We start from the raw sequence: 24950 nt of genomic DNA, 5'->3' as shown, positions 1-24950 counted from the left end.
GCAGATTGATCGGACTTGGGTGAAGCTTAGTCGTTGGTGACGAAATGTGTCGGCTCACGGCTGCGGGCGTTTCACGCCGTTGCGCAGCAGCGCCAGCCAGTTGCGGTCGTTGGCCTGGCCCCAGCGGTAGGTGCCGCGATCGTTGAAAAACACCGAAATGTCTTCCAGGTACCACATGTGCATTTTGACGTTGAGTTGACGCACATAGTCGCTTGCCGGGCAGACGATGGCTGCCCAGGGGTCGCATATCCACAGGCCGACCCAGCCCGCTTCGCTGAAGTCCAGGGTCGAGCCCAGCGTCGCCGGCGGGTTCCCCACCACCACAAACGCGTGGGCGGGCGGGCTGGTGCCCCAGACGCGCGCGGCGCCACCGTTGAACCTGATCAGTTCGCTCGCCACGTGGGCCATCTGGTCGCAATTGCCTGCGCCGGTCTTGAGGATCACTTCGGTGTAGTTGGGCTGGCCCGCCCGGCTGTACTGCCACATCACCAGCGGTTCGGCGATGGCCAGCCGTTCCAGCTCGTCGACCCCCGTGCCCACGATGTTGGCCGAGCCGATCCCGGTGCTTTTGACCAGCGCCACGGTGCTGGCCTGGGCCTTGCTGGCCAGGTACTGATTGAGGGTCTGGCCAGGCTGGGCGAGGTAGGGCGGCCAGGTGTCGAGTTTCAAGGGTGTGACGGCCACGCTCATGCCCAGGCGCTGCCCCTGATCGCTGGCGTTGAGCAACAACTCGCGCTGCTTGATGACCCGCAGGCCGCGTGACTGCTCGAGCAGGCGCTTGAGTTTGGCCGCACCGAAGCCGCGCCTGGCCAGTTGTTGGCTCAGTACCTCCAGGGTGGGCAGTGTGACCAACGGGCGGTTATGCACAAACCCGGCGGCGCTCAAGTAGTCGAGCTTGCGCTGGCTGAATGCGCGGATCAGCTGTTCGGGTTCACCGCCCAGGTTGAAGTCCAGGCGGTTGAACAGCATCGCCGGAGCGGGGGCGATGGCGATGCCTTCGTAAAAGACCCCGGCGTCGGCCTCCACGATAATCCGCGTGCCTCCCGCCGGGGTCAGTTCGATCGCCATGGCGCGCAGGGTTCGGCTGTCATCGGTGCCCACTGTCAGCCCGGTCAGCTCGACCACGCGCGTGTCGCGGTTGAGTTGATTGTCCAACTGATTGTTGGGCAGGCCGAACTGCGCTTCGTTGGCGATGAGCCGACCGGTGAGCTGGGGCTTGTAGGTCAGCGGCGCGGTCCTGGCCACTGGCGTCAGTTCAAAGCTAGTGCCTTGGGGCAGCGCTTCGTACAGCCGGCGGTTGTGAACCAGCTTGCGCGGGTCGGGGCCGACGGCGGGGGCGGGGATCAGGCGCAGGTGCTCGATGGCCTGGGCGCGGCGTTGCTGGATCGAGGCGTTGAACGCGGTGAGTTTTTTGGTGAAGCAGATCAGTGGGATCGGGCTGCGTTTGCTGCGCGCCGCACCGCACAGGCTGTCGAAGCCTTCGGCGGCCTTGAAGTAGGCGGGCGAGGCCAGGTCGTCCAGGTGGGTCGGCGCCTGGTGCTCCAGGCGGAGCAGGTTGTCGCCGTCGAGCAGGTCGGTGGCGTCGCGACGCGCAATCAGCAGCGGCTGGGTGGCGAACAGCCGTTCGCTGACCAGCACCTGCTGCCCGCGGGCGTTCTGCATCGGCGCCACGCCAAGGGCGCTGTCCAGACGAAAGGTGTGGCTCGGCGGCCCATAGGGTTTGCCGGTGAACGGGTGGCACGGGTACCAGTGGTTTTTGTGCAGCAGCGCATTGATCCGCAGCAGGTCGCTGCCGCGCAGCAGCGTGCCGCTGCCGAGGTCGGCGCCGGCGAGCAGCCGGGGGTAGTCGAGCAGGAACCGGTCGGCGGTGTGACGTTGAACCTGTTCGATGGCCGTGTGGAGGATTTTCCGCGCGCCGCCGCTCAGCCGGATCACCCCGCTGCGAGCCAGCCTGAACAGGCCCGGAAGGCCGTCCAGCGGGTTCAGCGCGGTGTTGAGGAAGGCGCCGCTCAAACGGGCCAATTGCAGCAGTTTGATCGGCAACGGCGCGGTTTTTTTCAACACCGCCAGGGACGCCGTGAGAAAGCGCTGGGTGGGGAACAGCAGCGCCAACAGGTCGATAAAGCAGGTGTAGCCGCCGTCGATGACACGGCGGGTGTCGCCGGAAGCGAGGTCCTCGGCGCAGGACCAGAACGGCACGAGGGCTTTGAGGCGTGTCCACAACCGATCCCAGCGCTGTTGCATCTGCTCGCGCTGCGTGGTCCCCCGGGCTTGCAGGTGCAAGGCGTCGACTTCGAGGAAGAAGTGCTCGCGCACGATGGCTTGGGCAATGGCGCGGTTGAGCGTCGAACCATAGGTCAGCGCCGCCGTCGTCGGCGGCTGGGCGGGGGGCGGGCTGAATGACCACAGCGTCTGCACAATGACCTTGGCGCGCACCCCCGGCCGTGGCGGGCGCCCGTTGGCATAGGCGTCCCAGTCCAGCGGCAGTTCATCGCCCATCAGCAGTTGGGTGACCGGGCGGGTGGCGTGGGGAGTGCCGGTGGCCACCGACATCAGCGTGCCGCCCTCGCGGAATGCCAGCGGTGCGCCGCGGCGTTTGTCGACGCGGTTCAACAGCGGGAACAGCTCGTATTCCTGCACCGCGCTGGGCGATGTGCCGCGCAGGATCACGCCCATTCGGGCGCTACGCGCCAACGCTTCCTCCGGGCTCAGCAGGGCGAGGTCTTTGCCGGGTTCTTTTTTCAGTACCAACAGCTGCAAGTCGGCTTGTTGCAGGTGGTGTCGGTCGGCCAGCGGCAGTTGCGCCAGCAGGTCTTCGATCAGGCTGCTGTAGGCCTGCTTCAGGCGTTCGATGTAGGCCGCGAACGCGCTGTCGAAGCGTTGATGGATGTTGCCCAGGCGCCCGAACGATGGGCGCAGTTGTGCCAGGTCCAGTTGGGGCTCGGTGGACTGCCAGCGGCTGTCGCTCAGTTGGCCATCCATGTGCAACTCCACCAGGCTGTGCAGGCTGTAGTTCCGGCGCTCGTGATGGTGCATCGGGAAGCGCAGGCTGCCGCTGGCGAGCGGCGGGACGGGGCGCCACAGGCAGGCTTTGTCCAGCAGCGTCTGGTTGGGGAATAGGTTTTTCAGGTCGGCCAGGGCAATGCTGCGGCGGGTCGGTGGCGCGTCGGCAAAGGTGATCAGGGCTGCCTTCAAGGCGTGCAGGCGTTGGCTGAGGCGCAGCTTCAGCGCGTCGACTTCATGCGCGAGGTAGGCGGTGTTGTCGCGTTCGGGCAGTTCGCCCACGGTGATGGCCCAGTCGAGCAGGGTGCGGGTGGCGAGGTATTCGCGCCACTGTTGTTGCTGGCCGGTCGTGGCGGGCATGGATGCCAGGGCGAGCATGTCGTGGTAGCTCAGCTGGCGCGGTGAGCCGGGCGCCATGGCCTGCGCGATCAAGACCCCTTGCTTGAAACTCATCCAGGCGATCGAGCTGCGAAAGCGCATCGTCGCGGGCAGCCCGCGCACCAGAAATTCCGGCGCGGCGCCGGCCAGCAACAGGTGGGCGGCGAGGGGCGCAGCGCGGGTGGAGACCTTGCAGGTTCGCACCAAATGCAGTTCCAGGTCTTGGCGCACTTCGCCGTGGGGCTTGCCCGCGTGGGCGCTCAGCTCGAAACCGGCGATGGGAGCGCCTGCTTCGCCGGCTCCAGGGTCGAGGTCGAGGATCAGGGCGCTCAACACCAACAGGTCGAGGCTGGTCTGGCTGGCGGCTTCGTCCGGGTGCTGGCCGTACCAGTGCAGCGCCGTCACCAGTTGTTGGCCCAACTGCCGCGCCGGTCCGCGCCGCAGCAGTTGTTTGAGCAAGTGGTCGGCCTGGGCGCGGATCGCGTCAGCACTCAGGTCGCTCAGCAGTGTGCCGCACAAGCGGTCAAGCAGGCGTGGGTGGCCATCGGGCAGGCCGTGATTGGCGGTGGCGAGAACGCTGTGGCGCTGTTCGCTGAGCAGTCGTACCGGCGAGTGGGGTGTGGCGCTCAACAGCCCATGATAGTCGCCGAACTCGGGGCGGCGGGGCAGGTTCATCTCCAGGGTTTGCAGGGTGTCCTGGGCTTCGTCGACGCTGGTCGGTGGGGCAAGATCATGCTGTTGCAGCAGTTGCTGGAGGGTGAAGGGGCCGCAGATGGGGTGCGGGACAACGGCGGGATGGTGCGGCGCGCCGGAGTCCGGTGCGGGGTGCAACGTCACGCTGGCCGTGTCGATCACGTGGTCGTTGGGCGGGGCTTGGATCAGGCCTTTCAAGCACTCGGCCATGACGTCGCGGTCATGGTCCTGGGCCAGCCACTGCTGGTGCTGCATCAGGGCGAGATCGGCGTTGGCCAGGTCGCTGACCGGCAGCGTGGTCAACGCCGTCGACTGGCGCAGCGTGTCGATCAGTACGCGGGCTTCGGCGGGTGTGTCGGGCACCGGCAGATCATGGCAATTGAGCAGTTGGGCGAGGCTGAACTGGCCGCTCTGGTGGACAAAGCTCCCCAACTGCTCGGCGACTTCGACCAGTTGTTCAAGCTGGCCGTCCAGGGGCAGCGCCAGCAGTTGTTCGATGCCGATATCCACCAGCCCGCCCCAGGCTTTTTTGCCGCTGAGCCGGCGTGTGGCGGGATCGAACATATACGTGCCGGGTTGCAGGCCGTCGACCGCTTCCAGCGCCAGGAACGACGGGTTGCGGGTGATGGCGTCGAGTAACGCGGCGCCGGTTTGCTGGGCGGTGGCCCAGAACGAACCGGAGTCGAGTTTGAAATAGCTCCTGTAGCAGGAAAACAGGCTGAAATCGTCGTCGTCGAGCAGGGCTTGCAGTTGGTCGGCGATCTGTTGCCGGTCTTGATTCAACCGCTTCAACCCGTCATCCAGCCCCGCCTTGGGCTCGGCGAAACTGTTCGATTGATCGAGCGCCTGGGAGATCACCCTGCGCTCGCCGCGATGCTCGGGGTAGGGATAGCCATAGAAATTCAGCACCGATTGCGCCGGCAGTTCGAGCGGCGCGGTTTCGAGCGGCACGTCCAGGCCGGCCAGGTCCACCGGCAGGCGCGTGGCCCAGGCCCGCAGGTGTGGGCGGCTGAGTGCGCGGCGGTATACCTGCAGCCAGCAGCCCAGGGTGGAGTGCTCGGGCACGATCACTGTGGTGGAGTCGCCGTTTGTCAGGTGATTGAACAACGCGCTGATCAATTGGCCATCGGCGGCCAGGCGTCGTGCCCGGCCTTGCTGGAGTACGTCGAGGGTGGTCGGCATGGGGAGATCCTTTCGCTGGGATTGCCGTCCTGGCAATCGAAGCACCCCATGGTGAAGGGGCGGCCCGGCGGCGGGTATGGCGATGCTTCCCGTTCGGCCGTGGCCGGCTTCCGCGTTGTCCGCCCGATGGGCTGAAAGTATTGAAGCAGAGCCTTCGGCTGGGTATATACGGCCTAGGTAGGGGCATGACGCTGCACCAAAGCTGTGCAATACTCGGCGCGCGTCAAACGGAGAAAATCCTTACGCTATCCAGGTAATGCCCCTCCACAAAAGCCGCTTTTACCGCGAGTTCTCGCTGAATCTTGCCGTTTATTAAGTGAAAAACCCTGGGTTGAGCTTTTTATACTGCACCCCCGCTGAACTGGCCCTGGCCAGACGGGTTGGCCCATGAGGCGAACCCGGTGTGAGGCGTCCTGGCAGACCTGCTGCGACGTCGAGTACTCGGTGGCTTAATCCAATAACAAGACGAGGTTGTACCCCTATGCCAGTTGGCAACCACCTGCCTCATGGCGAGACCGCTCAGGGCGGCCCGCTGAAACGTGAACTGGGCGAACGGCATATTCGCCTGATGGCCCTCGGCGCCTGCATCGGTGTCGGCCTGTTCCTTGGCTCGGCCAAGGCCATTGAAATGGCCGGCCCGGCGATCATGCTCTCTTACATCATTGGCGGCCTGGCGATCCTGGTGATCATGCGCGCGCTTGGCGAAATGGCGGTCCACAACCCTGTCGCCGGCTCGTTCAGTCGCTATGCCCAGGATTACCTCGGCCCGTTGGCGGGCTTTCTCACCGGTTGGAACTACTGGTTCCTGTGGCTGGTGACCTGCGTCGCGGAAATCACCGCCGTGGCCGTGTACATGGGCGTCTGGTTCCCCGATGTGCCGCGCTGGATCTGGGCCCTGGCAGCCTTGATCAGCATGGGCACGATCAACCTGATCGCGGTCAAGGCGTTCGGTGAGTTCGAGTTCTGGTTCGCCCTGATCAAGATCGTCACCATCATCGCCATGGTGATCGGTGGCGTCGGCATCATCGCGTTCGGTTTCGGCAATGACGGCGTGGCGCTGGGGATTTCCAACCTGTGGGCCCACGGCGGCTTCATGCCCAACGGTGTGCAGGGGGTGTTGATGTCCCTGCAAATGGTGATGTTCGCCTACCTGGGCGTGGAAATGATCGGCCTCACCGCCGGTGAAGCGAAGAACCCGCAGAAGACCATCCCGAATGCCATCGGCTCGGTGTTCTGGCGCATTCTGTTGTTCTACGTCGGCGCGTTGTTCGTGATTCTGTCGATCTACCCGTGGAATGAAATCGGCACCCAGGGCAGCCCGTTCGTGATGACCTTCGAGCGTCTGGGCATCAAGACCGCCGCCGGCATCATCAACTTCGTGGTGATCACCGCTGCATTGTCGTCCTGCAACGGCGGCATCTTCAGCACCGGGCGCATGCTCTACAGCCTGGCGCAGAACGGCCAGGCCCCCGCGACCTTCGGTACCACCTCGCGCAACGGCGTACCGCGCAATGCGTTGCTGCTGTCGATCGCTGCGTTGCTGCTGGGCGTGCTGCTCAACTACCTGGTGCCGGAGAAAGTCTTCGTCTGGGTCACCTCGATTGCCACCTTCGGCGCGATCTGGACCTGGGTGATGATCCTGCTGGCGCAGCTCAAGTTCCGTAAGAGCCTGAGCCCGGCGGAACAGGCGGGCCTCAAGTACCGCATGTGGCTGTACCCGGTCAGTTCCTACCTGGCATTGGCGTTCCTGGTGCTGGTGGTGGGCCTGATGGCGTACTTCCCGGACACCCGCGTCGCGCTGTATGTCGGCCCGGTATTCCTGGTGCTGCTGACGGTGCTGTTCTACACGTTCAAATTGCAACCGACCCAGGTTGCCCAAGGCGTCGCGCGCTCGGCGTAACGCTTGTTCAAGGCGGCCTGTGGCGCACAGGCCGCCTTGATGCGCTCAATCGCGCGGCAACGCGTGAAGGGCGGCGTCCGTCAACTGGCCGATGAGGCGGTTGCGCTCGGCGGTCTGCGTGTCGATCAGCGCTTGCAGGCGGTCGAGGTGTTCATCGGAGTGTTTGTCCGGCAGCTCCTTTTGCAAGAGCCCGATCTTGTAGCGGGTCACTTCCTTGATCGTTAAGAAGGGCGCGGGAAAGCGTCGTTCCAGGTAGTCGAGCCAGAAGTCGCAGGTTTTGTATGCGTTCACCAGCCCAGGGGAATCCTTCAACCCGCGCAGCATTTGACGCGCCTGTTGGACATCGTTGTCGACCACGCCGTACCCCTCCACTGAATACAACATTTGGTCCGCCTGGACCGGCAGGTTGAATTCCTCGCGCAACATCACCCGATAGAACAGGGTGATTTCGGCGGGGTCCGGCGAACGCCCTTGCGCGGTCAAGCGGCTGATGTGATCGTCGGCGAACTGGTCGAGCTGCTCCAGGTAATACACTTGTTTGGCCAGGCCGAGGAGTTCGCGGTCGATGCGGTTTTCGTCGTATCGAGCGAGGGTCTGATGCACTCGGTGCATGAGCTCCATGTTGTTGAACAGCAGTATGGCGCCGTCGCCACAGGTGCCCGCCGCATGGGTGTTGAGGAACACTTTTTCGCGCAGCTCGGTGGAGTTGCTCAGGCCATCGAGCAGGTTCCAGACCCGGAATGTCAGTTTTTTACGTGCATTTCCAGCGATGGTGTACTCCAGAGACTTGGTCAAGTCCGCCAACACTCTGAAGACATCATCGGGACGGGCGCCTTCATGGCTTGACAGACCGTTCCACAGTTCTCTGGCGCTGTCGTGTTTAAAGGGTTTCAGGTGGACCAGCCAAGGCAAAATGCCGCGTTCGGCGGGCGGCGTGTGGGCGATGCCGGGGAGGGAGCCCCCTACGGCCATGCCAATGTCGGCTTGGTATTGCCTAATGCGCTGCAAGGTTTGGGGCGACAGCGGATTGTCATGCAGGAACGTCGAACGATTTCGGATGATGGCTCTGGGGTGGGTAAACACGCGCTCGGGAATGCTGGAGATCTGGTTTTCCTGCAAGTACAGGGTGTTCAGATTCGCGTGATCTGCGGCGCCGATCGGCCATTGTTGGGTATGGGTTGCTCTTAAATCCAAGGTCGAGAGTTGGCTCATTCGCGTGACGTCGAGCGTGATCCCCAGGGGGTTGTAACCCAGGTTGAGGTTTTCCAGGTTGACCATGGCGGCGAGGCGTGCGGCGGACTCCTCGGTTAAAACCAGCGCGTTGCCTTCCAGGTTCAGGCGGGTGAGTTGCGTCATCTGAGTGATGGCGCTCGGTAGCTCGCTCAACTGGCAGTCGATTTGCAGGGCCCGTAAGCCTGGGAAGAGCGCGAGGAATGCATGGCCCGAGGCGGGGAAGCTGTCCCCGGCGATACTCAGGTGCTCGATGTGCTCGAAGCCCCTGAACCCGTTGATAAAGGCCGCCGTGGGCAGATCGATGGTGTCCAATTGCAGTGTTAATGACTCCGCATGAAACAACCCATCGATGTAGACCTGTGGCGGCTCATCCCGTCGCCAGGCCCTGCGCTGTGTGTTGGCGATATGGCGACGACGGCCCAGATGGAGGCCCAGTGGGTCGGTTTCGTCGTTGTCGGTGTCACGGGGGGTGTCGCTCCAGCGGGTCAGTTCAATGTCCAGGAAGCTGTATTCGGCCTGGCGTCGGTCAAGCTCGATCAGGGCGGCCGGCTCATCCAGGTTGAGCCAGCGGATGAAGGTGCGGGCGGTGTCATTGTCGAATCGGGGGTAGAGTTCCTGGACCCTGCTCACCAGGTCCGGCGCGCGATTACCGCCGAATGGCCACAGCCAGTTCCAGGCGGGGTACACCAGAAATGAGCGATCCAGGCCCATCGGCGGTTGCAGCCAGGGTTGCAGGTGCGGCAGGTCCAGCAGGCTTTTTATCGCCACGCGCTGGGACAGCGCCAGCTTGGCGATCTGCTCCTGGAGTGGCGCGAGGTCGTCTTCATGTGTGATTCCCAGCGTGCTCCGTTCGGTGTCGGTCAACGTCTGGATGATGGCTGACAGCAGGTTGCTGCCGCTGCCGGCGGGCGCGGCGAGAGGCGCTCCTTGTGAGTCGTAGGCGTGGTAGACCTGGTGTTGCTTGACCAGCACTTTTTGGCGCGTCCCGGCCGGGTTGCCGGCGGCTTCGATGCTGGAGCCGCTGAAGTGTCGGTCGCGGACTTCGATGCGCAGGTCGCTGGGCCAGCCGGGCACGGTGTTGAGCAGGTGCAGGATGATCCGGTCGCTGTCCGGGTTGATCAGGTTGTCCAGGTACAAGCCCTCGAAGGCGCGGTTCAGACGCACCTCGTGGGCGGTCAGTCGGGCTGTTTCGCCGAGGCGCAGGCTCACCTTGCCGTGTTCGTGCAGTTGCTTGAGTTCGCGGGGCGTTGCGTGGTCGAGGATGCTGTCGACGGTGTTGTTGGGTAAGTCGGCATGTGCGGCCTTGAAGCGTTCGCGCGCGACGTTGGGGCTGCGGTGCTCGCTCTCTTGGTAGAGCGAATTGAACAGATGGTTGGTTTCTTTCTCGGCGAACTCGACGATTTTTTTCACCAGTTTGAACAAGCGCTCTTCAGCGGAGCTGGGCAATTCGCCCAACAAGGCATTGATCAGCGTGTCGTAGCCGGTGAGTTGGTTCAGCAGGCGGGCGTCCCTGTAGTCTTGCTCGGTCACGAGGATTGTTTCAGCGTTCGGGCCCGCACTGGCCGGGTATTGATAGCGCACCTCGTTCCCGGGGCCGACGATCTGCAGTCTGTGGTTGTCCGGCCATCCCGGCAACGCGGAGATCACCAGCAATTGCAGGGCCGGCTCGGCTTCCTGGGTGTTGGGGTTCACCCGCAGTGCGTTGATGAAGTGTTGAATCTGTTGCTCGATCTTGAAGCGTTTGCAGGTGTCGGCCAACAACGGCGGCACCGGGTGGGTGGCACGGTGTACCTGGCGCAGCACGTGGTCCGGGGTGTCGGTCAGGGCGAGGATTTGACTGGCCCGTTCCTGCGTAAACGCGTAGTCCTCGTGCCCCAGGCGGTGGAATAGCTGGTGGGTGTCCCAGGTCATCGGGTTCTCGCTGGCCAGGCGCCAGGTGCCCTGGCCGTTGTGCTCCAGGAGCGGGGTGTCGACACCGATTTTTTTCGGGTGCTTGAGCCGCCATTTGAACAGCGTTTTATCGAAGACGATGCGGAACAGGCTGCCGAACAGCGGCAGGTATTCGTTGCCCTCAATCATGAAGATCCCGTCGGTCCTGGGTTTGAGGCCTGGTGACAGCATTAGGTTGTGTTGGTAGGGCACCAGCGAGCCATTGACCAGGCTGACGTGACCTTGGGGGTTGCGTCGGGCGCTCATGTTGTCCCCCAGGGTTTTGCGCAGGCCCTTGGCGTCGGTGACACTGCTCATGCCCAGTTGTTGACGTTCGTGGGGGTGGAGCACCGAGGCGATGGCCAGGTAGAAGCTGTCTTGGGCGGGTGAGACGGGGATTTCACTGTCGTTGCGGATGTCATAGGCCTGGTAGCGACCGCCGGGGTGCAAGCGCAGGTTGACGGTGAGGTCATCCGCACCGCTGGGCACGAAGGTCTCGCCCTGGCTGACATCCGTGACCACGAAGGGACGCTTGAGGGTGTCGCGGATCAGCGCTCCAGCAAATTCCCGGGCCCAGAGGTCGGTGTCGGCATTGAAGTCGCGGGGGTTGTACAAGCTGTCGATCACCGCGTCGATGCGCAACGCGGTACGTTGGCGATCGAGTGTTTCAACGAACGCTACCGGCAGGGTGCCACCGCTCAGAAACGCCTCTTGCTGGCGTGCTGTCAGCGGGTGCTCGGCGAGTAATCGCGCAAGGTTGGCGGCGGTCAGGGGCGGGTTCAGGTCGCGCAGTTTTTTCAACAAGGGCGTGACGGTAATCAAGGCCGGTGACACCTTGACCGGCAGAAACCGTCTTGCCGCCGGTGCGGCGGCGAGTTCCGCTTTTTCGTAGCCCCAGTAATCGAACAGCGCCGAAAACAGCGCGTGGCGCTCGAGGCTTGCCAATGCGCCAACCTGTTGGCGTACGCTGCTGACGCGCGCGTCCTCGGAGGCGTTGGGTTGGTCCTCTTTACCCAGGGCCGAGTCGCGTGGTTGCTGGCGGATGATCAGTTGAAGCAGGTGCTCGTTGCCCTCGGGGCCGCTGCCCGCGTCGTTGAGGTCTGTGTAGCTGCCATCCTCGCGGCGCTTGAGGTTGATGGCATGGGCGCGTGGGGGTGGTTGCTCGGTTTTGCCGTAGGTCTCGATCCGCGTGCCTTGTGCATCGTGGATATGCAGCAGGGTGTCGGTCGGCCAGCCGTTGAGTTGGGTCAGCAGGCAGAAGACCGTGCTGTCGGCATGCGCCGGCAGTTGGCCGGGTTGGGGGAACCGCTCGATGATTTGCTGGATGACCTGATCGACCTGCAGTCGCCGGGCGCCTTCGATCAGGTTCAACGGTGCCGGCTGGGCGCGCCACACGCGGTCCAGCGTATCGCGAGTGGTGGCGGTGCTGCGTAGCATGTGTTCAAGGTCGGCCGACGGGATCGTCGACGGCCCGTTGGGCAGCATGCGTTGCAGCAACTCCGGGTTGGACAGGAGATGGGCATTGTGCAGATCGAAGGTCCAGGCCTGGAGCTCTGGGGCGAATATGATCGCTGGGGTGTAGCCGTCTTTACCGCGTGTGAGTACATAGCGTTTGTGCGCGTCGTCGAATTTGACTTCGATCAGCACGTCCAGCTCGCCCTGGCGCAGTTTGGCGTAGAGGTGACCCTCGACCGTGTAAATGCCCAACGCGTTGGGCGTGATACCGTTGACCAGGCGCTGGTTGTCGTGGGCATACGGTTGGGCGTCGGCTTTCCAGAGCCCATGGCTGCCGTCGGCGCGCGTGATTTTGTACGGGTTGCCGAGTTTTTCCAGGTACGCGTGCATGCGTTGGCGATGGGCCCTCCCGGCGGTTGAGATCAGCTTGCCGCTGACGGCCAGGTCGGTGACATCGGCCAGCGCCGAGGCAAATCCGCTGGCTTCGCCCTTGGCCAGCTCATTCACGCCCTGGGCGGCGCTGTAGGTCAGGCTGCCCATGACCGCGAGTTGCATGACCCGGTTCATGCCGGTGACGCCGCCGGGCAATGGCGTAAGCAGCATCTGCAGCACTTCACCGGCAATCGCCGCCGCCGCATCTTTGAGGGCTTGCCAGTCTTTTTCCGAGCGGGTTTGCGCCAGTGTGTCGAGGTCTGACTGAAAGCGCTGGATCTGGCGATAGGCGCACGCCTGCACCAGGGTGATTGCGCGCCCGGATTTGATGTCGGTGTTGAAGCGGATGTTGTCCAGGGTCTTTGTTGAGAAGGCCAGGTGAAAACCGTCGTACACATAAGCGCCTAACCAACTGAACCCCTTCAGATGCGGCGCTTTGTTGATCAGTGATCTGAACACCGACAGCCCGATCAACGGCAATTGCCGGGAGAACCAGCCCAGGTCTTTTTTCGCGTGGCTGTCAGTGAGTTGTGTGCGAAACGCGTACTCGGCGGCCTGGGCATCGTCGTGGTATTGCAACGCCCCGCCGGGACGGAAAGGGAAGTAGGACAACACGCCCAGGCTGGCCACGCGAATCAGCATTAAGGGCACGGGGATGCAACTGTCCCAGGGGACGAAGGGCACGGAGATCAGGGGGGTGATACCGGAGCTCAGGTTCAGCGTGTCGAACGGCAATTGTGCACCAGTGCCTTCGATGGCGGCGTTGAGTCGCGTGTAGATCTCCAGGGTGACGCCGGTAGTGGCACGGTTGCGGTAGGCTTCGATTACGTCGAACAGCAGGCTGGCCTTGGCCGACGCCTCGAACAATGGGCGCAACGGCCCACCCGGCGCCATGGCGGTACGGGCTTTGTCGCGCAACTGAGCGCCCAGGTCCAGCGTGCGGGCGGCTTCGATGAAGGCCAGTGCGCCCAGGCTTCTGTCGTTGTCCGGCCCCACGATATAGCTGGCTTCCACCAGGCTGAAACCCGAGTCCCCGTGAATGGAGTGGGTGAAACCGTAGTTGAGACAGGCCGCTTCCCACAGCGACATGTGCTTGAGATGCTCAATGTAATGGAAGTCGTAATGGGCCCGACGATAGCGTGCGGCGGGCAGGGGCACGGTATTGAGCGGAAGGAGCGGCTGCGGCGGGTCCCAGGGGAAGCCCTGCTCCCGTTTCTCTTTGTAGCGGGTGAACAGGGTGTATTGCTCGGGATCGCGCCCGCCGATTTTTTCCCGCAGTTGCGCAAGGCCTTGAGTCTTGAAGTCGCGGGTCAGCGCTTGCTGGGCGTGTTCCAGAGCGGTCAAGGCGCTCAATGCTTCGCGTTGCAACCTGACGTAGCGGGCTTTTTCCTGTGGGTTCAAGCTGCTCATGGCTTGAATCACGTTGTTCTGAATCTGCTCAAGGGCTTGTTGCCGTGACCAGGAACTGCTGGACTGCAAGTTGCCTGATAACCCGTTGAGTCGTTGATAAGTTGACATCAGCCATACCCTTTCACGATAAGTGGAAGGGCATGGAAGCACCGTCGCGAAAACGGCCGGGGCTATCTATTTAATGATGACGTGGGCAGTGAGCGACGCGCTTGCAACCTGCTGTCCAGGCGTTTGTTGAATTCCAGCCAGGTCGCCAGAGCGCCCATCAACACCACGCCTGCCAACGCGCTGAATAGCTGCATGGCCAACGCGTCGCCGGCCAGGGCGTTGAGCATGTCCGCCAGCGGTGCGAGCAGCACGCCGAGACAGAACACCTCCAGGGAATAGCGGCCCATGCGGCAACTCTGTTGCGCCAGCCAATGGCGGGTCCAGCCGGCATGGGGCAAGAGCTTGGCGGTGACATAAGCCAGCGCCAGGAAGTGCACCAGGCGCACCGGCGACAGGTCGGTCTTGCTGATGGGGTACAGCCGTTCGCTGAGCCACGCGGGCATCAGCGCGTCATGCACCTCGGGCCAGCGCCAGGCCAGCGTGATGATCGCGGCCAGCAGCGAGTAGCCCGCGGCTGCCACAAACAGCGGCTGACACAGTAGCGCGCGGCGCTCTGCCGGGCGTGGCCGGCGGGCATGAATCGCCGCCGCGCCGCCGAGCACAAACAGCAACTGCCAGGTAACGGGGTTGAAGTACCACACGCCATCGGCAATCGCCCGCAGGTTCCAGCCCATCCACGGCGCCAGCAGGTACACGCTCAACGACACGGCCACCACCGCCCAGGTCTGGCGCAGCAGCAACGGCAGCACCAGCGGCAACCCGCCGAGCAGCACGATGTACAGCGGCAGCGGGTCCATCAGGTTGGGCTTGAAGCGCAACAGCAATTCATCGGTGAGCGCTTGCTGCGGGCGGGTGACGAAGTGCGTCAGGCCCATCTCTTCGACCAGGTCGCGGGTTTCCACATGGCTGTTGGCGAAGAACACGATGCCCATCAGCATCGCCAGCAAAAAGATATGCACCACATACAGCACCCAGGCGCGCCGCAGGATTTTCAGCGAGGCGATCCAGTAGCCGTCGCGTTGCAGGACGTTGCCGTAGGCCAATACGGCGGCGTAACCGGCGAGGAACACAAACACCTCTGCCGCATCGCTGAAACCGATGTTGCGCAGGGTGATCTGGCCGAGGGGGTTGTGGGGGACGTGATCCCAGAAAATGAAGATCAACGCCAGGCCCCGAAAAAAATCGATGCGCGGGTCGCGTCCGTTCAGCATGGTAGCGGGCTCTTGTACGAAAGGTTTAGTAATGACTGGCGCGCGCGGCTGTTGTCTTACGCCGCACGTCGAGCGGGCGCAGGTTGGCGGTATTTGTAAGCGATTGCAAAGGCTGGGTATTACTGAATGTCTCAATGGCGCGGGGGGCTACCTGTTAATTCTGACAGTAGACGGACCGCAGGCGCCGTGGCTTGCTAGAGCAAGGCCTGACGGGGCAACGGTATGACCAGATTGTGGAAGGGATTCTCCAGCTACACAGTGATTGGCATCGCCAATACGCTGATCCATTGGCAGCTGTTTTTCGTGTTCCGGGCCGCATTGGAGCTCAGCCAGGCGGTGAGTAATGTCCTCGCGTTTTGCGTGGCAGCGTCCTTTTCGTTTTATGTCAACGCGATCTACACCTTTGCCATGCCCCCTTCGCTGCCGCGTTACGCGCTGTTCATGGCCTGCATGGGCGGTGTGAGCCTGGGCGTGGGGTGGCTGGCGGATCGTTGGCAGGTGCCGGGGATTCTCACCGTGGCGGTGTTTTCGCTGATCAGCCTGGTGTGCGGGTTTTTGCTGTCCCGGTGGGTGGTGTTTCGCGAGCGTGGGCAATGAGGGTCTCGCTGGTGGTGCCTGTGTATAACGAGGAGCAGGCGCTGGGCGTGTTTTACCGCAGCGTGCGGCAAGAGGCCTCGTTGCACGAGCAGACGCTTGAGATCGTGTTTATCAACGACGGCAGTTCCGACCGCACCGCCGAGCATGCCCGGGCTATCGCCTTGGCCGATAGCGGCGTGGTGCTGATCAACTTCTCGCGTAACTTCGGCAAAGAAGCCGCGCTGTTCGCCGGGCTCGAATATGCCACCGGAGATGCGGTGATCCCGATGGACGTGGACCTGCAAGACCCGGTCGAGGTCATCCCGCACCTGTTGGCCGAATGGCAAAAAGGCGCCGACGTGGTATTGGCCAAACGCAGGGATCGCTCCAGCGACGGCTACCTCAAACGCCGCAGTGCGTCGCTGTTCTATCACCTGCTCAATCGTATTTCCTACACACACATTGAAGAAAACGTCGGCGACTTCCGGTTGATGGACCGCAAGGTGGTGGACGTGATCAAGGCCTTGCCCGAGCAGCAACTGTTCATGAAAGGCGTGTTGTCCTGGGCCGGCTTCAACGTCGCGATTGTCGAGTACGACCGCGCGCCCCGTGCTGTCGGCCAGAGCAAGTTCAACGCCTGGAAACTGTGGAACCTGGCACTGGATGGAGTCACCTCGTTCAGCACCTTGCCGCTGCGGTTGTGGAGCTATATCGGCGGCGGTATTTCGCTGCTGGCGCTGGTGTACGCCGGGTATCTGGTGGTGGACAAAGTGTTGTTTGGCAATGCGGTGCCGGGGTATCCGTCGTTGATGACGGCGATCTTGTTTTTGGGTGGGGTGCAACTGATCGGGATCGGGATATTGGGCGAGTATGTGGGGCGGATTTATATGGAGGCCAAGCATCGGCCGAGGTATGTGGTGAAGGATGTGTTGAATAGTTCAGGTAAATGTCAATTTCAAAGGCCGGATAATGAATCGGAGATGAGTAAGTGAACCTAAAAAATACGTTGGCTTCAATTGGGTTTACGCGTGATTTGCCTTTTTTTTTAATGATTGTCGGGCTTGCTGTAGCACTCCGATTCTATAACTTAACGGGTGCGTCTATCTGGTCTGATGAGGCATTTAGTCTGTTGTTTGTCACGTATTCGTACTCTGATATATGGGTGTTGAGCACTGTGGATGTTCACCCGCCTCTTTATTATTTTATACTGCGGGCCGTGATGCAGGGGGCGGGCAGCGATAGCTTAATCTGGATGAGGGGGTTCAGTGCAGTCGTAGGCGTCCTGAATGTAATTTTGGGTATGGTATTAGCCAGGCTGATCTCTACGCGCCGGGCATCCTTGATAGCCGGGTTATTTCTTGCCTTGTTGCCTATTGCAGTGCGCTATAGCCAGGATGTACGCATGTATGCGCTGATGGGGTTGTTACTAACGGCTGCCACAATCGCACTGGTGTGTTGGGTCAGGGATTCTGCCAGAACAGGCTACTTGGTGATCTATGTGTTACTGATGGGGGCGGGGTTTTATACTCATTATTTTGCAGTGTTTTGTGCGATTTCACACTGGCTGTACATTGTGTTTCTGCAGTTTCGCAAGCCTGGAGTGAATAGCTATATATCAGCTCCGGCTTGGTGGTTGGCAAATATTGCGATCGCTCTGCTATTTGCCCCCTGGTTACCGAGCTTTATTAATCAGACTCATAACACTTGGGCGATAGGGTGGATTTCAGAGGTAACGTGGTACAGCTTGCCTTCCGCAATATGGCGATTTCTTATATTAGAGGATGCTAAGGATTATCAGAGCGTGGTTTATTGGATGTTGCCCGTGGTGTGTTGGATAAGTGGTTTGGCAGTTCTTTTCAATGACAAAAGCAAATGGTCTTCTCAGGTGTTAATTGCTGTGTGTTTTTTTGTTCCTGTGCTAGGGGGGTTTCTCATCTCTTTGGTAAAACCTTTGTTTGTAGAGCGATATTTGTTTTTTTCGGCAGTAATGCTTGCTGTTGTTATGGCTGTGGCCGTTGATAAAATTAAAAATGCGGTGTTGTTTGTAGTCTCGGCTATGGTATTTTTAAGTGTTGAAATTTTTGGATTGATGAATTTTTATTGGGGTGAAACCACAATGAATAATCCAAGTAGGGTTCAGGTTGATAAAATGAATGAGCTGATGCTTGAGTATGAGCAAGGGCGTAGGCCGGGCGATGCAATAATTGTATATGACCCCTATATATTTTACGCTGCAATTTATTACGATAAAGGCAGAAGCAGGGTTTTATTATATACGCCGCCTACTTCGGATGGGCGATCAGGCCGACCCAATGGCAAAGGTTTTTCTATGCCGATGGATAAATATCCAGAGAGCACTTATGTCGATAGCTTTGAAGGGCTTATCCCGCCAACTCGTCGCGTATGGTGGATCGCAAATTTTGAGCAGGCGCAGCGGTCCGCCATTCGATTTCCCCGTAACTGGCGCTCTGTACATCAAGAGCGTAAAGGTGATCAGATTCTTGAACTTTATGTTATATGCGAAGCGAATCCGATAACTGATGTTGAGGTATGCGAGTAAGCCGCTGATGATGTAATGTCGGCGGCTGCCCCTGTCTTTTTCCTGTAGGTGTTCGTATGGGGAGGAGGCAGGATTGTGCTCAAGCCACTTTTACTTCACTGGGCTCAAAACTATCCGCCCGCGCCATCTGCCACATGCGCGAATAAAACTCGCCGTTCACTTCCCCGGTCAGCAATTCCCCAGGCTTGAGGAACACATGCAGCTGTGAGAACAGCTTGATCTCGGTCGCCGACATGCGTCGCACCAGATGCTTGGCCGACAGTTGCGACGGGTGTTCCAGGCCCGCTGCCGCGAGCATTTCGGCCAGGGCCTTGAGGGTGTTGCGGTGGAAGTTGAACACGCGCTGGGCCTTGTCCGGCACGACCAGGGCGCGTTGGCGCAGTGGGTCCTGGGTGGCGACGCCGGTCGGGCATTTGTTGGTGTGACAGCTTTGCGACTGGATGCAGCCGATGGCGAACATGAAGCCGCGCGCCGAGTTGGCCCAGTCGGCGCCGATGGCCAGGACGCTGGCGATGTCGAAGGCGCTGACGATCTTGCCGCTGGCGCCGAGTTTGATCTTGTCGCGCAGGTTCAAGCCCACCAGGGTGTTGTGGACGAACAACAGGCCGTCGCGCAGCGGCACGCCGATGTGGTCGGTGAACTCCACGGGCGCGGCGCCAGTGCCGCCCTCCTTGCCGTCGACCACGATAAAGTCGGGGAGGATGCCGGTTTCGAGCATGGCCTTGGCGATGCCCATGAATTCCCACGGATGACCGAGGCAGAACTTGAAGCCCACCGGCTTGCCGCCGGACAACTCACGCAATTGGGCGATGAAGTGCATCAACTCGATAGGCGTGGAAAACGCGCTGTGGCGCGACGGCGAGACGCAATCTTCGCCCATCAGGATGCCGCGTGTCTCGGCGATTTCCTGGGTGACTTTGTGCTTGGGCAGAATCCCGCCATGGCCAGGCTTGGCGCCTTGGCTCATCTTGATTTCAATCATGCGTACTTGCGGGTTCTGGGCCTGCACCGCGAAGCGTTCCGGGTCGAAATGGCCGTCGCGGGTACGGCAGCCGAAGTAGCCGCTGCCCAGTTCCCAGGTCAGGTCGCCGCCGTTTTCGCGGTGGTAGGGGCTGATGCTGCCTTCGCCGGTGTCGTGGGCGAAGTTACCCAGCTTGGCGCCCTGGTTGAGCGCGCGGATCGCGTTGGCGCTCAGAGAGCCGAAGCTCATGGCCGAGATATTGAATACCGAGGCCGAGTACGGCCGCTTGCATTGCGGGCCGCCGACCATCACGCGAAACGAGCTCGGGTCAGTCAACGGCGCGGGGCGCATGGAGTGGCTGATGAACTCGAAGCCCGACTGGTACACGTCGATCAAGGTACCGAAGGGTTTGTCGGCGGTTTCGTTCTTGGCGCGCGAGTAGACCAATGAGCGTTGCGCCCGGGAAAAGGGCAGGGCGTCGCTGTCGGACTCCAGCAGGTACTGGCGGATCTCCGGGCGAATGCCCTCGACCAGGTAACGGATATTGCCCAGGATCGGGTAGTTGCGGCGTATCGCGTGGCGGCTTTGCAGCAGGTCGAAGAGGCCGAGCAGGCTGAGGACGCCGGTGACCAGGGTCATGGGCCATAACCATTCATGTTCGACAAAGGGCAGGCTGGCGAGGGTGAACATCACGCATACGGCAAACACCGCGTAGCGGCTTAGCAAGGACAGGCTCATACGGTTACCTTGGGATCGGACTCTTCTGGTCGGTGCGGCATTCTGCGCCAGTAAGGAAACCCTGAACAACCTGTAGGTGCATTCGCTTGGGTCGCATAGACACGGCGGACTGGCCCGATATAGACAGTTGGCGTGAGGCGTTCCGGCCTTACCTCTAAGGCCGTTCCAGTGTCTGGAGCGGCTTTTTTTGACGGTGGCACTGACCGCTCGTCGCCCTCCCTCAGCGCCTATTCAACTGTCGGTTGAATATATCGACAACCCATGTAGAACTGGTCATTAACGAATAACGTTAAGCATTAAGCGATGATCAGAAGCTTTAAATGCGCCGAAACCCAAAAACTGTTTGAAACCGGTCGAACCCGACGTTGCTCCGCTGTCGTTTCCGTGGTGGAACGACAGCTGAGCATGCTGGATGCGGCGGTTGAACTCGCTGACGTGCGCTCACCGCCCGGGAATAGGCTGGAACCGTTATACGGTGACAGAGAGGGGCAACACAGTCTCCGAATCAATGGTCAATTCCGGGTCTGTTTCATTTGGGGGCCTCACGGCCCTGAAAATGTTGAAATTGTGGATTACCACTGAGGTGAATGATGTTTAAGAATGGCATGCGACCTGTACATCCTGGGGAAATACTCAAGGAAGAGTACCTGGAACCGCTGGGCCTGACCGCAGCCGCTCTCGCAAGGGCGCTGCATGTTTCCGCCCCTACGGTGAATGACATTGTATTGATGCGTCGGAGCATCAGTGCGGACGTTGCATTACGCCTGGCAGTCGCGTTGGAGACATCTGCACAGTTCTGGCTGAACCTGCAGACCGCCTATGATCTGCGCACTGCGGAAATTGCCAAAGGCGCCCAGATTTACAAAGAAGTCGAGAGAGTTGCGCATTGCGCATGAGCTCGTATCGGGTCCTATTCGAACTCGATGGAAAGTTCGGGCGTTGATCCAACCGTTGCGTGATGCTTTTTCGAACGGGCCTACACCGCTGTTTGGCGAATGGGCAGCACTACCCGGAACGTGGTGCCTTTGCCCAGTTCGCTGCTGACGGAGATTTCGCCATGGTGTTTCTTGACGATGCCGTAGGAGAGTGACAGCCCCAACCCCGTGCCTTCGCCCACCGGCTTGGTGGTGAAGAACGGATCGAAGATTTTCAGCTGGGCGTCCGGGGCAATCCCGCAGCCGTTGTCCGCGATTTCCAGCCAGATGTTCTCGCCGTCCACGCCGTTGCTGATGGTTATGGTGCCGCGCTCCGGCCCGATGGCTTGCGCTGCGTTGATCACCAGGTTCATCACCACTTGGTTGAGCTGCGAGGCCAGGCATTCGATTTCCGGCAAGGGCGCATAGTGCTTGATGACGTCGGCTTTGTACTTGAGCTCGCTGGCGACGATGTTCAGGGTCGAATCGATGCCTTGTTGCAGGTTGGCCCACTGCCAGGTCTGGTCGGTGTCCACTCGGGAAAAGTCTTTCAAGTCCTTGACGATCTGCGCCACACGGCCAATGCCTTCCTTGGATTCGTGAATCAGCGTCGGAATATCTTCCCTGAGAAAGTCCAGGTCCAGGCGTTGGCGCAGGGCTTGGAGCTGATCATCGCCGATCGCGGCTTCGGCCTGGCGGTAGGCATCGAGCATCTGCTGCAGCTGTTTGAAATAGCCTTCGAGGGTGCCGAGGTTGGAGGAAATGAACCCTACCGGGTTGTTGATCTCGTGCGCCACGCCCGCGGCCAGTTGCCCCAGGGACGCCAGTTTTTCCGATTGCACCAACTGGCTTTCGAGCTGTTTGCGTTCGTCGATCTCCTGTTGCAGGGCCTGGCTGGCCTGGGTCAGCGCTTGGGTACGCTGTTCCACCAACAGCTCCAGGTGGCTGGTTTGCAAGGACGCGCGGCGGGCCATGTCCCATTTGGCGGTCAGGGTGTTGGCCATTTGCTGGACTTCGATATTGTCGAACGGCTTTTTCAGGATCAGCAGCCGGTCATGGGCACGCAGGCGAAACAGCAGCTCTTCCCAGGAATAATCCGAGTACGCCGTACACACCACCACCTGCAGGTTCGGGTCGACCTTCCACAGTTCTTCGATGGTTTGCGCGCCGTCCCAGCCCTGGGGCATACGCATGTCGACGAAGGCCAGGGCGTAGGGCAGTTGCGCCGCCATGGCCGCCTCGAGCAGTTGTAAACCTTCCTGCCCACCGTAGGCGGAGTCCAGCTCGAACAGCGGGCTTTGCGGTTGTTTGTCGCTGGTGCCGAACAGCGCGGCTTCCATCGCGTCCAGGGCCTGGTTCTGTTCCAGGGGCGGCTTGAGGATCTTGCGGAAATCTTCGTGAATCGAGGGCGTGTCGTCGATCAGCAGAATGCGCCGGTTCGGTGGTTGGTTCATGCGGGGCCTGCAGCATCGTTGAGGGGGATTTGCAAGGTGAACAGCGCGCCTTTGCCCGGACCATCGCTATAGGCGGTAAGCCGGCCATTCATTTCAATCGCCGCCAGGGCGCAGCTGTGCAGACCGAAGCCATGACCTTCCTTGCGAGTGGTGAAGCCGTGGGTGAAGATCCGCGTCATGTTTTCGGCGGGGATGCCTTCACCTTCGTCTTTGACGCTGATTTGCAGGATGTTGTCCTCTATCGTCTGGATCGACAACGTAATCTGCCGAGGCCGGTCGGTCAGGTTGGACATGGCGTACTTGGCGTTGCTGATCAGGTTGACCATGATCAGCAGCAGCCGGTGTTTGTCGGCCATGATCTGCGGTACGTCGGCGTATTCCTTGACCACTGTCACATGATGGCGATTCAGCGCGCCGGAATTCATGCGCAGCGCGTCGTCCATCAGGGCGCTGACCTGCAAGGGCTCCAGCACGCTGGAAACGCCGGCGTAGGATTGCTGGGTGGAGACGATGTCCTTGATGTGGTCGACGCTTTTGCTCAATTGCGCCAGCTCGTCGGTCAGGCCCTGTTGCTCGACGGCAATGGCTTCCACCAATTGGTTGAGGTAGCCCGGCAGCAGTTTGCCTTTTTCGTCTTCGCGCAGGTAAGTGCCCAGGTCATCGGGGTGTTCGTTGATCAACTGCATGGCCTTGCCCAACCCCAGTGCTTTGCTGGTGCGCAGCTTACGGGCGACCAGGTCGGCGGAGATGTTCACGCTGTTGAGCACGTTGCCCACGTTGTGCAGCACATTGGTTGCGATTTCCGCCATGCCGGCCTGGCGGGCGCTGTCGAGCAGTTCGCTTTGCGCATCCCTGAGCTGGCGCGTGCGTTTTTCCACGCGCTGTTCCAGGCTGGCATTGGCGGTGTGCAGGGCGCGGTTGACGCGGTTGATCACGGTGAAACTGCGCAACAGCCTGATGGCCAGGTACAGCAGCAATGCCACCAGCAGGGTGGAGAACACCAGCAAGTAGTTGTGATACTTCTGGTCGATCAGGTCGGCGGCCTGCTGATCCTGGTTGAGGTGGGTGGTCAGTTCGTCCAGGCGTTCGGCCACGGGAACCGCGGCGATGCGTTCCAACAAGGTGTTGACCAGCGGCTGTTCGCGCAGGATCAGTGCGACGTGGTTGCTGAGAATCTCCACCGGCAGGTGGAAGTCGGCCGGCAAGCGTTCTTTGTTCACCGCCAGCAGGTTCAGGCCCAACAGAATCTCGGCCGCGCGGTCGTCGCTGGCAACCTGGGCGAATTCCATGCTGCTGAGCAGCAGGTCATAGGTGTCGGTGGCCACGCTTTGCAGTGGCAGCCGCTGTTCGTCGTCGAGCCGTGTGAACGCGGCCTGGATATCGTTTTCAGCGGTCGGCAGGAACGCCAGGGAGTTGCGCAGCACTGCGTTATGGGACTTGAACTGGTCGACCAGCCGCGCTTTGTCCTGGATCGCCGCCTGACCGGCATCCAGGCTGGCTTGCCAGCCGGGCAGGTCGTTGGGCGCGTGATACGACTCGTGCTGGCGCAGTTCCTCCCAGATTCTTGTGATCTGCGTCAGCGGCGTCACCAGGGGGTCGTAATTGTGGGTCAGGGCGATTCTGGCCTTGAGCACCTCACTGTCCCACTGCGCGTTGAGCTGCTGCATCTGGCGGATCAGGTCGCGGGATTCGGTGTAACGGCTGGTCTGGTCAGTACTTGATTTGATGTACAGGAACACCAGTATCGATGCCAGCAGCAGGGTCGCGGTGCCCAGTAGTAGTTGGATGACGTAGTGGCGGGAGAGTCTCATGACCGTCTGCTCATAAAGGTTTGCCCGCCCATTGGCCGGTCAGGGTCTTGAGAAACTTGATGATCTGGTCCTTGTCTTCCGCCGAGGGCACGCGCCCCAGTTGGAATGTGAACATCACGTCCACGGCTTCTTCGAGGGTCTTGGCCGAGGCGTTGTGAAAATACGGCGCGGTGACGGCGACATTGCGCAGGCTGGGCACCTTGAACACGTGACGGTCTTCGTCGTCGTGGGTCACCAGGTAGCGGCCCAGGTCGCTGTCGGCGGGGGGGCGGTCCTTGAAGTAATCCCCCATCACGCCTAGTTTCTGGAACATGTTGCCGCCGATATTCATGCCTTGATGGCAGGCGATGCAGCCATATTCCTTGAAGCGTTGGTAGCCGTATTTTTCTTCGATCGTGAGGATCTCGGTATTGCCCAGCAGGTATTGGTCGAAGCGGGAGTTGGGCGTGAGCAGTGTGCGTTCATACGTCGCCAGGGCATTTTGCACATTGGCCGCCGTCACGCCGTCGGGGTACACCTGACTGAAGGCGGCCTGGTACTGCGGCATGGCGATGAGGTTGTCGACCACGGTTTTCCAGTCGCTGCCCATTTCCACCGGGCTGATGACCACCTGTTCGATCTGGGCCTCGAGGGTATCCACCCGACCGTCCCAGAACTGCTTGAAATTCAGGCTGGCGTTGAACACCGTGGGTGTGTTGAGTTTGACCGGCTTGCCATCAAAGCCCAAGGAAAACGGCTTATCGTCACCCCCGCCCGTTGCCAGCTGGTGGCAACTGGCACAGGACAGGCTGTCATTGACCGACAGGCGTTTCTCGTTGAACAACTGGCGGCCCAGCTCAACCGTTGCCGCATCCAGCAGCGGCACCGGCGGCAGTGGTTTGAGCGGCTCATCCAGTGGCGCGGCCGCCGCGGGCAGGGCGGCGCCAACCCCGAGGGCGACGGCAAGGCCGAGTGCCCAGGGTGACGGGCGAGGAGAGCGGGTGAGGGGACGGATCAAGCGTT

13 protein-coding genes are annotated in these 24950 nt (G+C 61.0%); 6 read left to right on the top strand and 7 right to left on the bottom strand.

Translation table 11 applies throughout. The annotated features are described in order from the left end of the window. Positions 1 to 54: 54 nt before the first annotated feature. Entirely contained in the window at positions 55 to 5256 is a 5202-nt protein-coding gene (locus tag ACVWZP_RS14755; protein ID WP_457369885.1) for a hypothetical protein, read from the bottom strand. A gap of 481 nt (positions 5257 to 5737) precedes the next feature. Between ACVWZP_RS14755 and ACVWZP_RS14750 the strand changes: the two genes are divergently transcribed. Beyond that, a complete protein-coding gene (locus ACVWZP_RS14750; protein WP_017844578.1) occupies positions 5738 to 7156 on the top strand; it encodes an amino acid permease in 1419 nt (472 codons plus the stop codon). Between the two features lie 45 nt (positions 7157 to 7201). Here ACVWZP_RS14750 and ACVWZP_RS14745 read toward each other — a convergent pair whose 3' ends face one another. Further along, the gene (locus tag ACVWZP_RS14745) at positions 7202 to 13723 is read right to left on the bottom strand and encodes an NEL-type E3 ubiquitin ligase domain-containing protein (protein ID WP_457369884.1); all 6522 of its coding nucleotides are present in this window, start codon (positions 13721 to 13723) and stop codon (positions 7202 to 7204) included. A gap of 62 nt (positions 13724 to 13785) precedes the next feature. Continuing rightward, entirely contained in the window at positions 13786 to 14934 is a 1149-nt protein-coding gene (locus ACVWZP_RS14740) for an OpgC family protein (protein ID WP_457369883.1), read from the bottom strand. Positions 14935 to 15156: 222 nt separating this feature from the next. Here ACVWZP_RS14740 and ACVWZP_RS14735 point away from each other — a divergent pair, with 222 nt between their 5' ends. From ACVWZP_RS14735 to ACVWZP_RS14725, 3 genes are read left to right on the top strand one after another with little or no spacing between them, the layout of a single operon-like run. After that, positions 15157 to 15531: a GtrA family protein gene (locus ACVWZP_RS14735; RefSeq protein ID WP_046384565.1), complete on the top strand. Its 375-nt coding sequence runs from the start codon at positions 15157 to 15159 to the stop codon at positions 15529 to 15531. Next, entirely contained in the window at positions 15528 to 16502 is a 975-nt protein-coding gene (locus tag ACVWZP_RS14730; RefSeq protein ID WP_046384564.1) for a glycosyltransferase family 2 protein, read from the top strand. Before ACVWZP_RS14735 ends, ACVWZP_RS14730 begins: the two co-directional genes overlap by 4 nt. Continuing rightward, entirely contained in the window at positions 16499 to 18070 is a 1572-nt protein-coding gene (locus tag ACVWZP_RS14725) for a glycosyltransferase family 39 protein (RefSeq protein ID WP_457369882.1), read from the top strand. The genes ACVWZP_RS14730 and ACVWZP_RS14725 overlap by 4 nt, the downstream gene beginning before the upstream one ends. Before the next feature lie 79 nt (positions 18071 to 18149). On the opposite strand, the gene ACVWZP_RS14720 is transcribed toward ACVWZP_RS14725, so the two are convergent. Beyond that, a complete protein-coding gene (locus tag ACVWZP_RS14720) occupies positions 18150 to 19769 on the bottom strand; it encodes an FMN-binding glutamate synthase family protein (RefSeq protein WP_046384562.1) in 1620 nt (539 codons plus the stop codon). Positions 19770 to 20072: 303 nt separating this feature from the next. Here ACVWZP_RS14720 and ACVWZP_RS14715 point away from each other — a divergent pair, with 303 nt between their 5' ends. Both ACVWZP_RS14715 and ACVWZP_RS14710 read left to right on the top strand, forming a co-directional pair. Next, positions 20073 to 20351 (top strand): type II toxin-antitoxin system RelE/ParE family toxin, encoded by a 279-nt coding sequence (locus ACVWZP_RS14715; RefSeq protein ID WP_457369881.1) that lies wholly within the window; start codon positions 20073 to 20075, stop codon positions 20349 to 20351. Between the two features lie 8 nt (positions 20352 to 20359). After that, the gene (locus ACVWZP_RS14710) at positions 20360 to 20665 is read left to right on the top strand and encodes a HigA family addiction module antitoxin (protein ID WP_017844583.1); all 306 of its coding nucleotides are present in this window, start codon (positions 20360 to 20362) and stop codon (positions 20663 to 20665) included. Between the two features lie 80 nt (positions 20666 to 20745). Here the strand turns inward: ACVWZP_RS14710 and ACVWZP_RS14705 are convergent, their stop codons facing one another. From ACVWZP_RS14705 to ACVWZP_RS14695, 3 genes are read right to left on the bottom strand one after another with little or no spacing between them, the layout of a single operon-like run. Then, the gene (locus ACVWZP_RS14705; protein ID WP_046384561.1) at positions 20746 to 22137 is read right to left on the bottom strand and encodes an ATP-binding protein; all 1392 of its coding nucleotides are present in this window, start codon (positions 22135 to 22137) and stop codon (positions 20746 to 20748) included. Next, entirely contained in the window at positions 22134 to 23948 is a 1815-nt protein-coding gene (locus ACVWZP_RS14700; RefSeq protein WP_457369880.1) for a DAHL domain-containing protein, read from the bottom strand. The genes ACVWZP_RS14705 and ACVWZP_RS14700 overlap by 4 nt, the downstream gene beginning before the upstream one ends. A 10-nt stretch (positions 23949 to 23958) precedes the next feature. Next, a complete protein-coding gene (locus ACVWZP_RS14695) occupies positions 23959 to 24945 on the bottom strand; it encodes a cytochrome-c peroxidase (RefSeq protein ID WP_457369879.1) in 987 nt (328 codons plus the stop codon). Between the last annotated feature and the right edge of the window lie 5 nt (positions 24946 to 24950).

It is taken from the genome of Pseudomonas sp. TE36184 (assembly GCF_054060055.1).
This window is presented reverse-complemented; position numbering and strand designations above follow the sequence as displayed.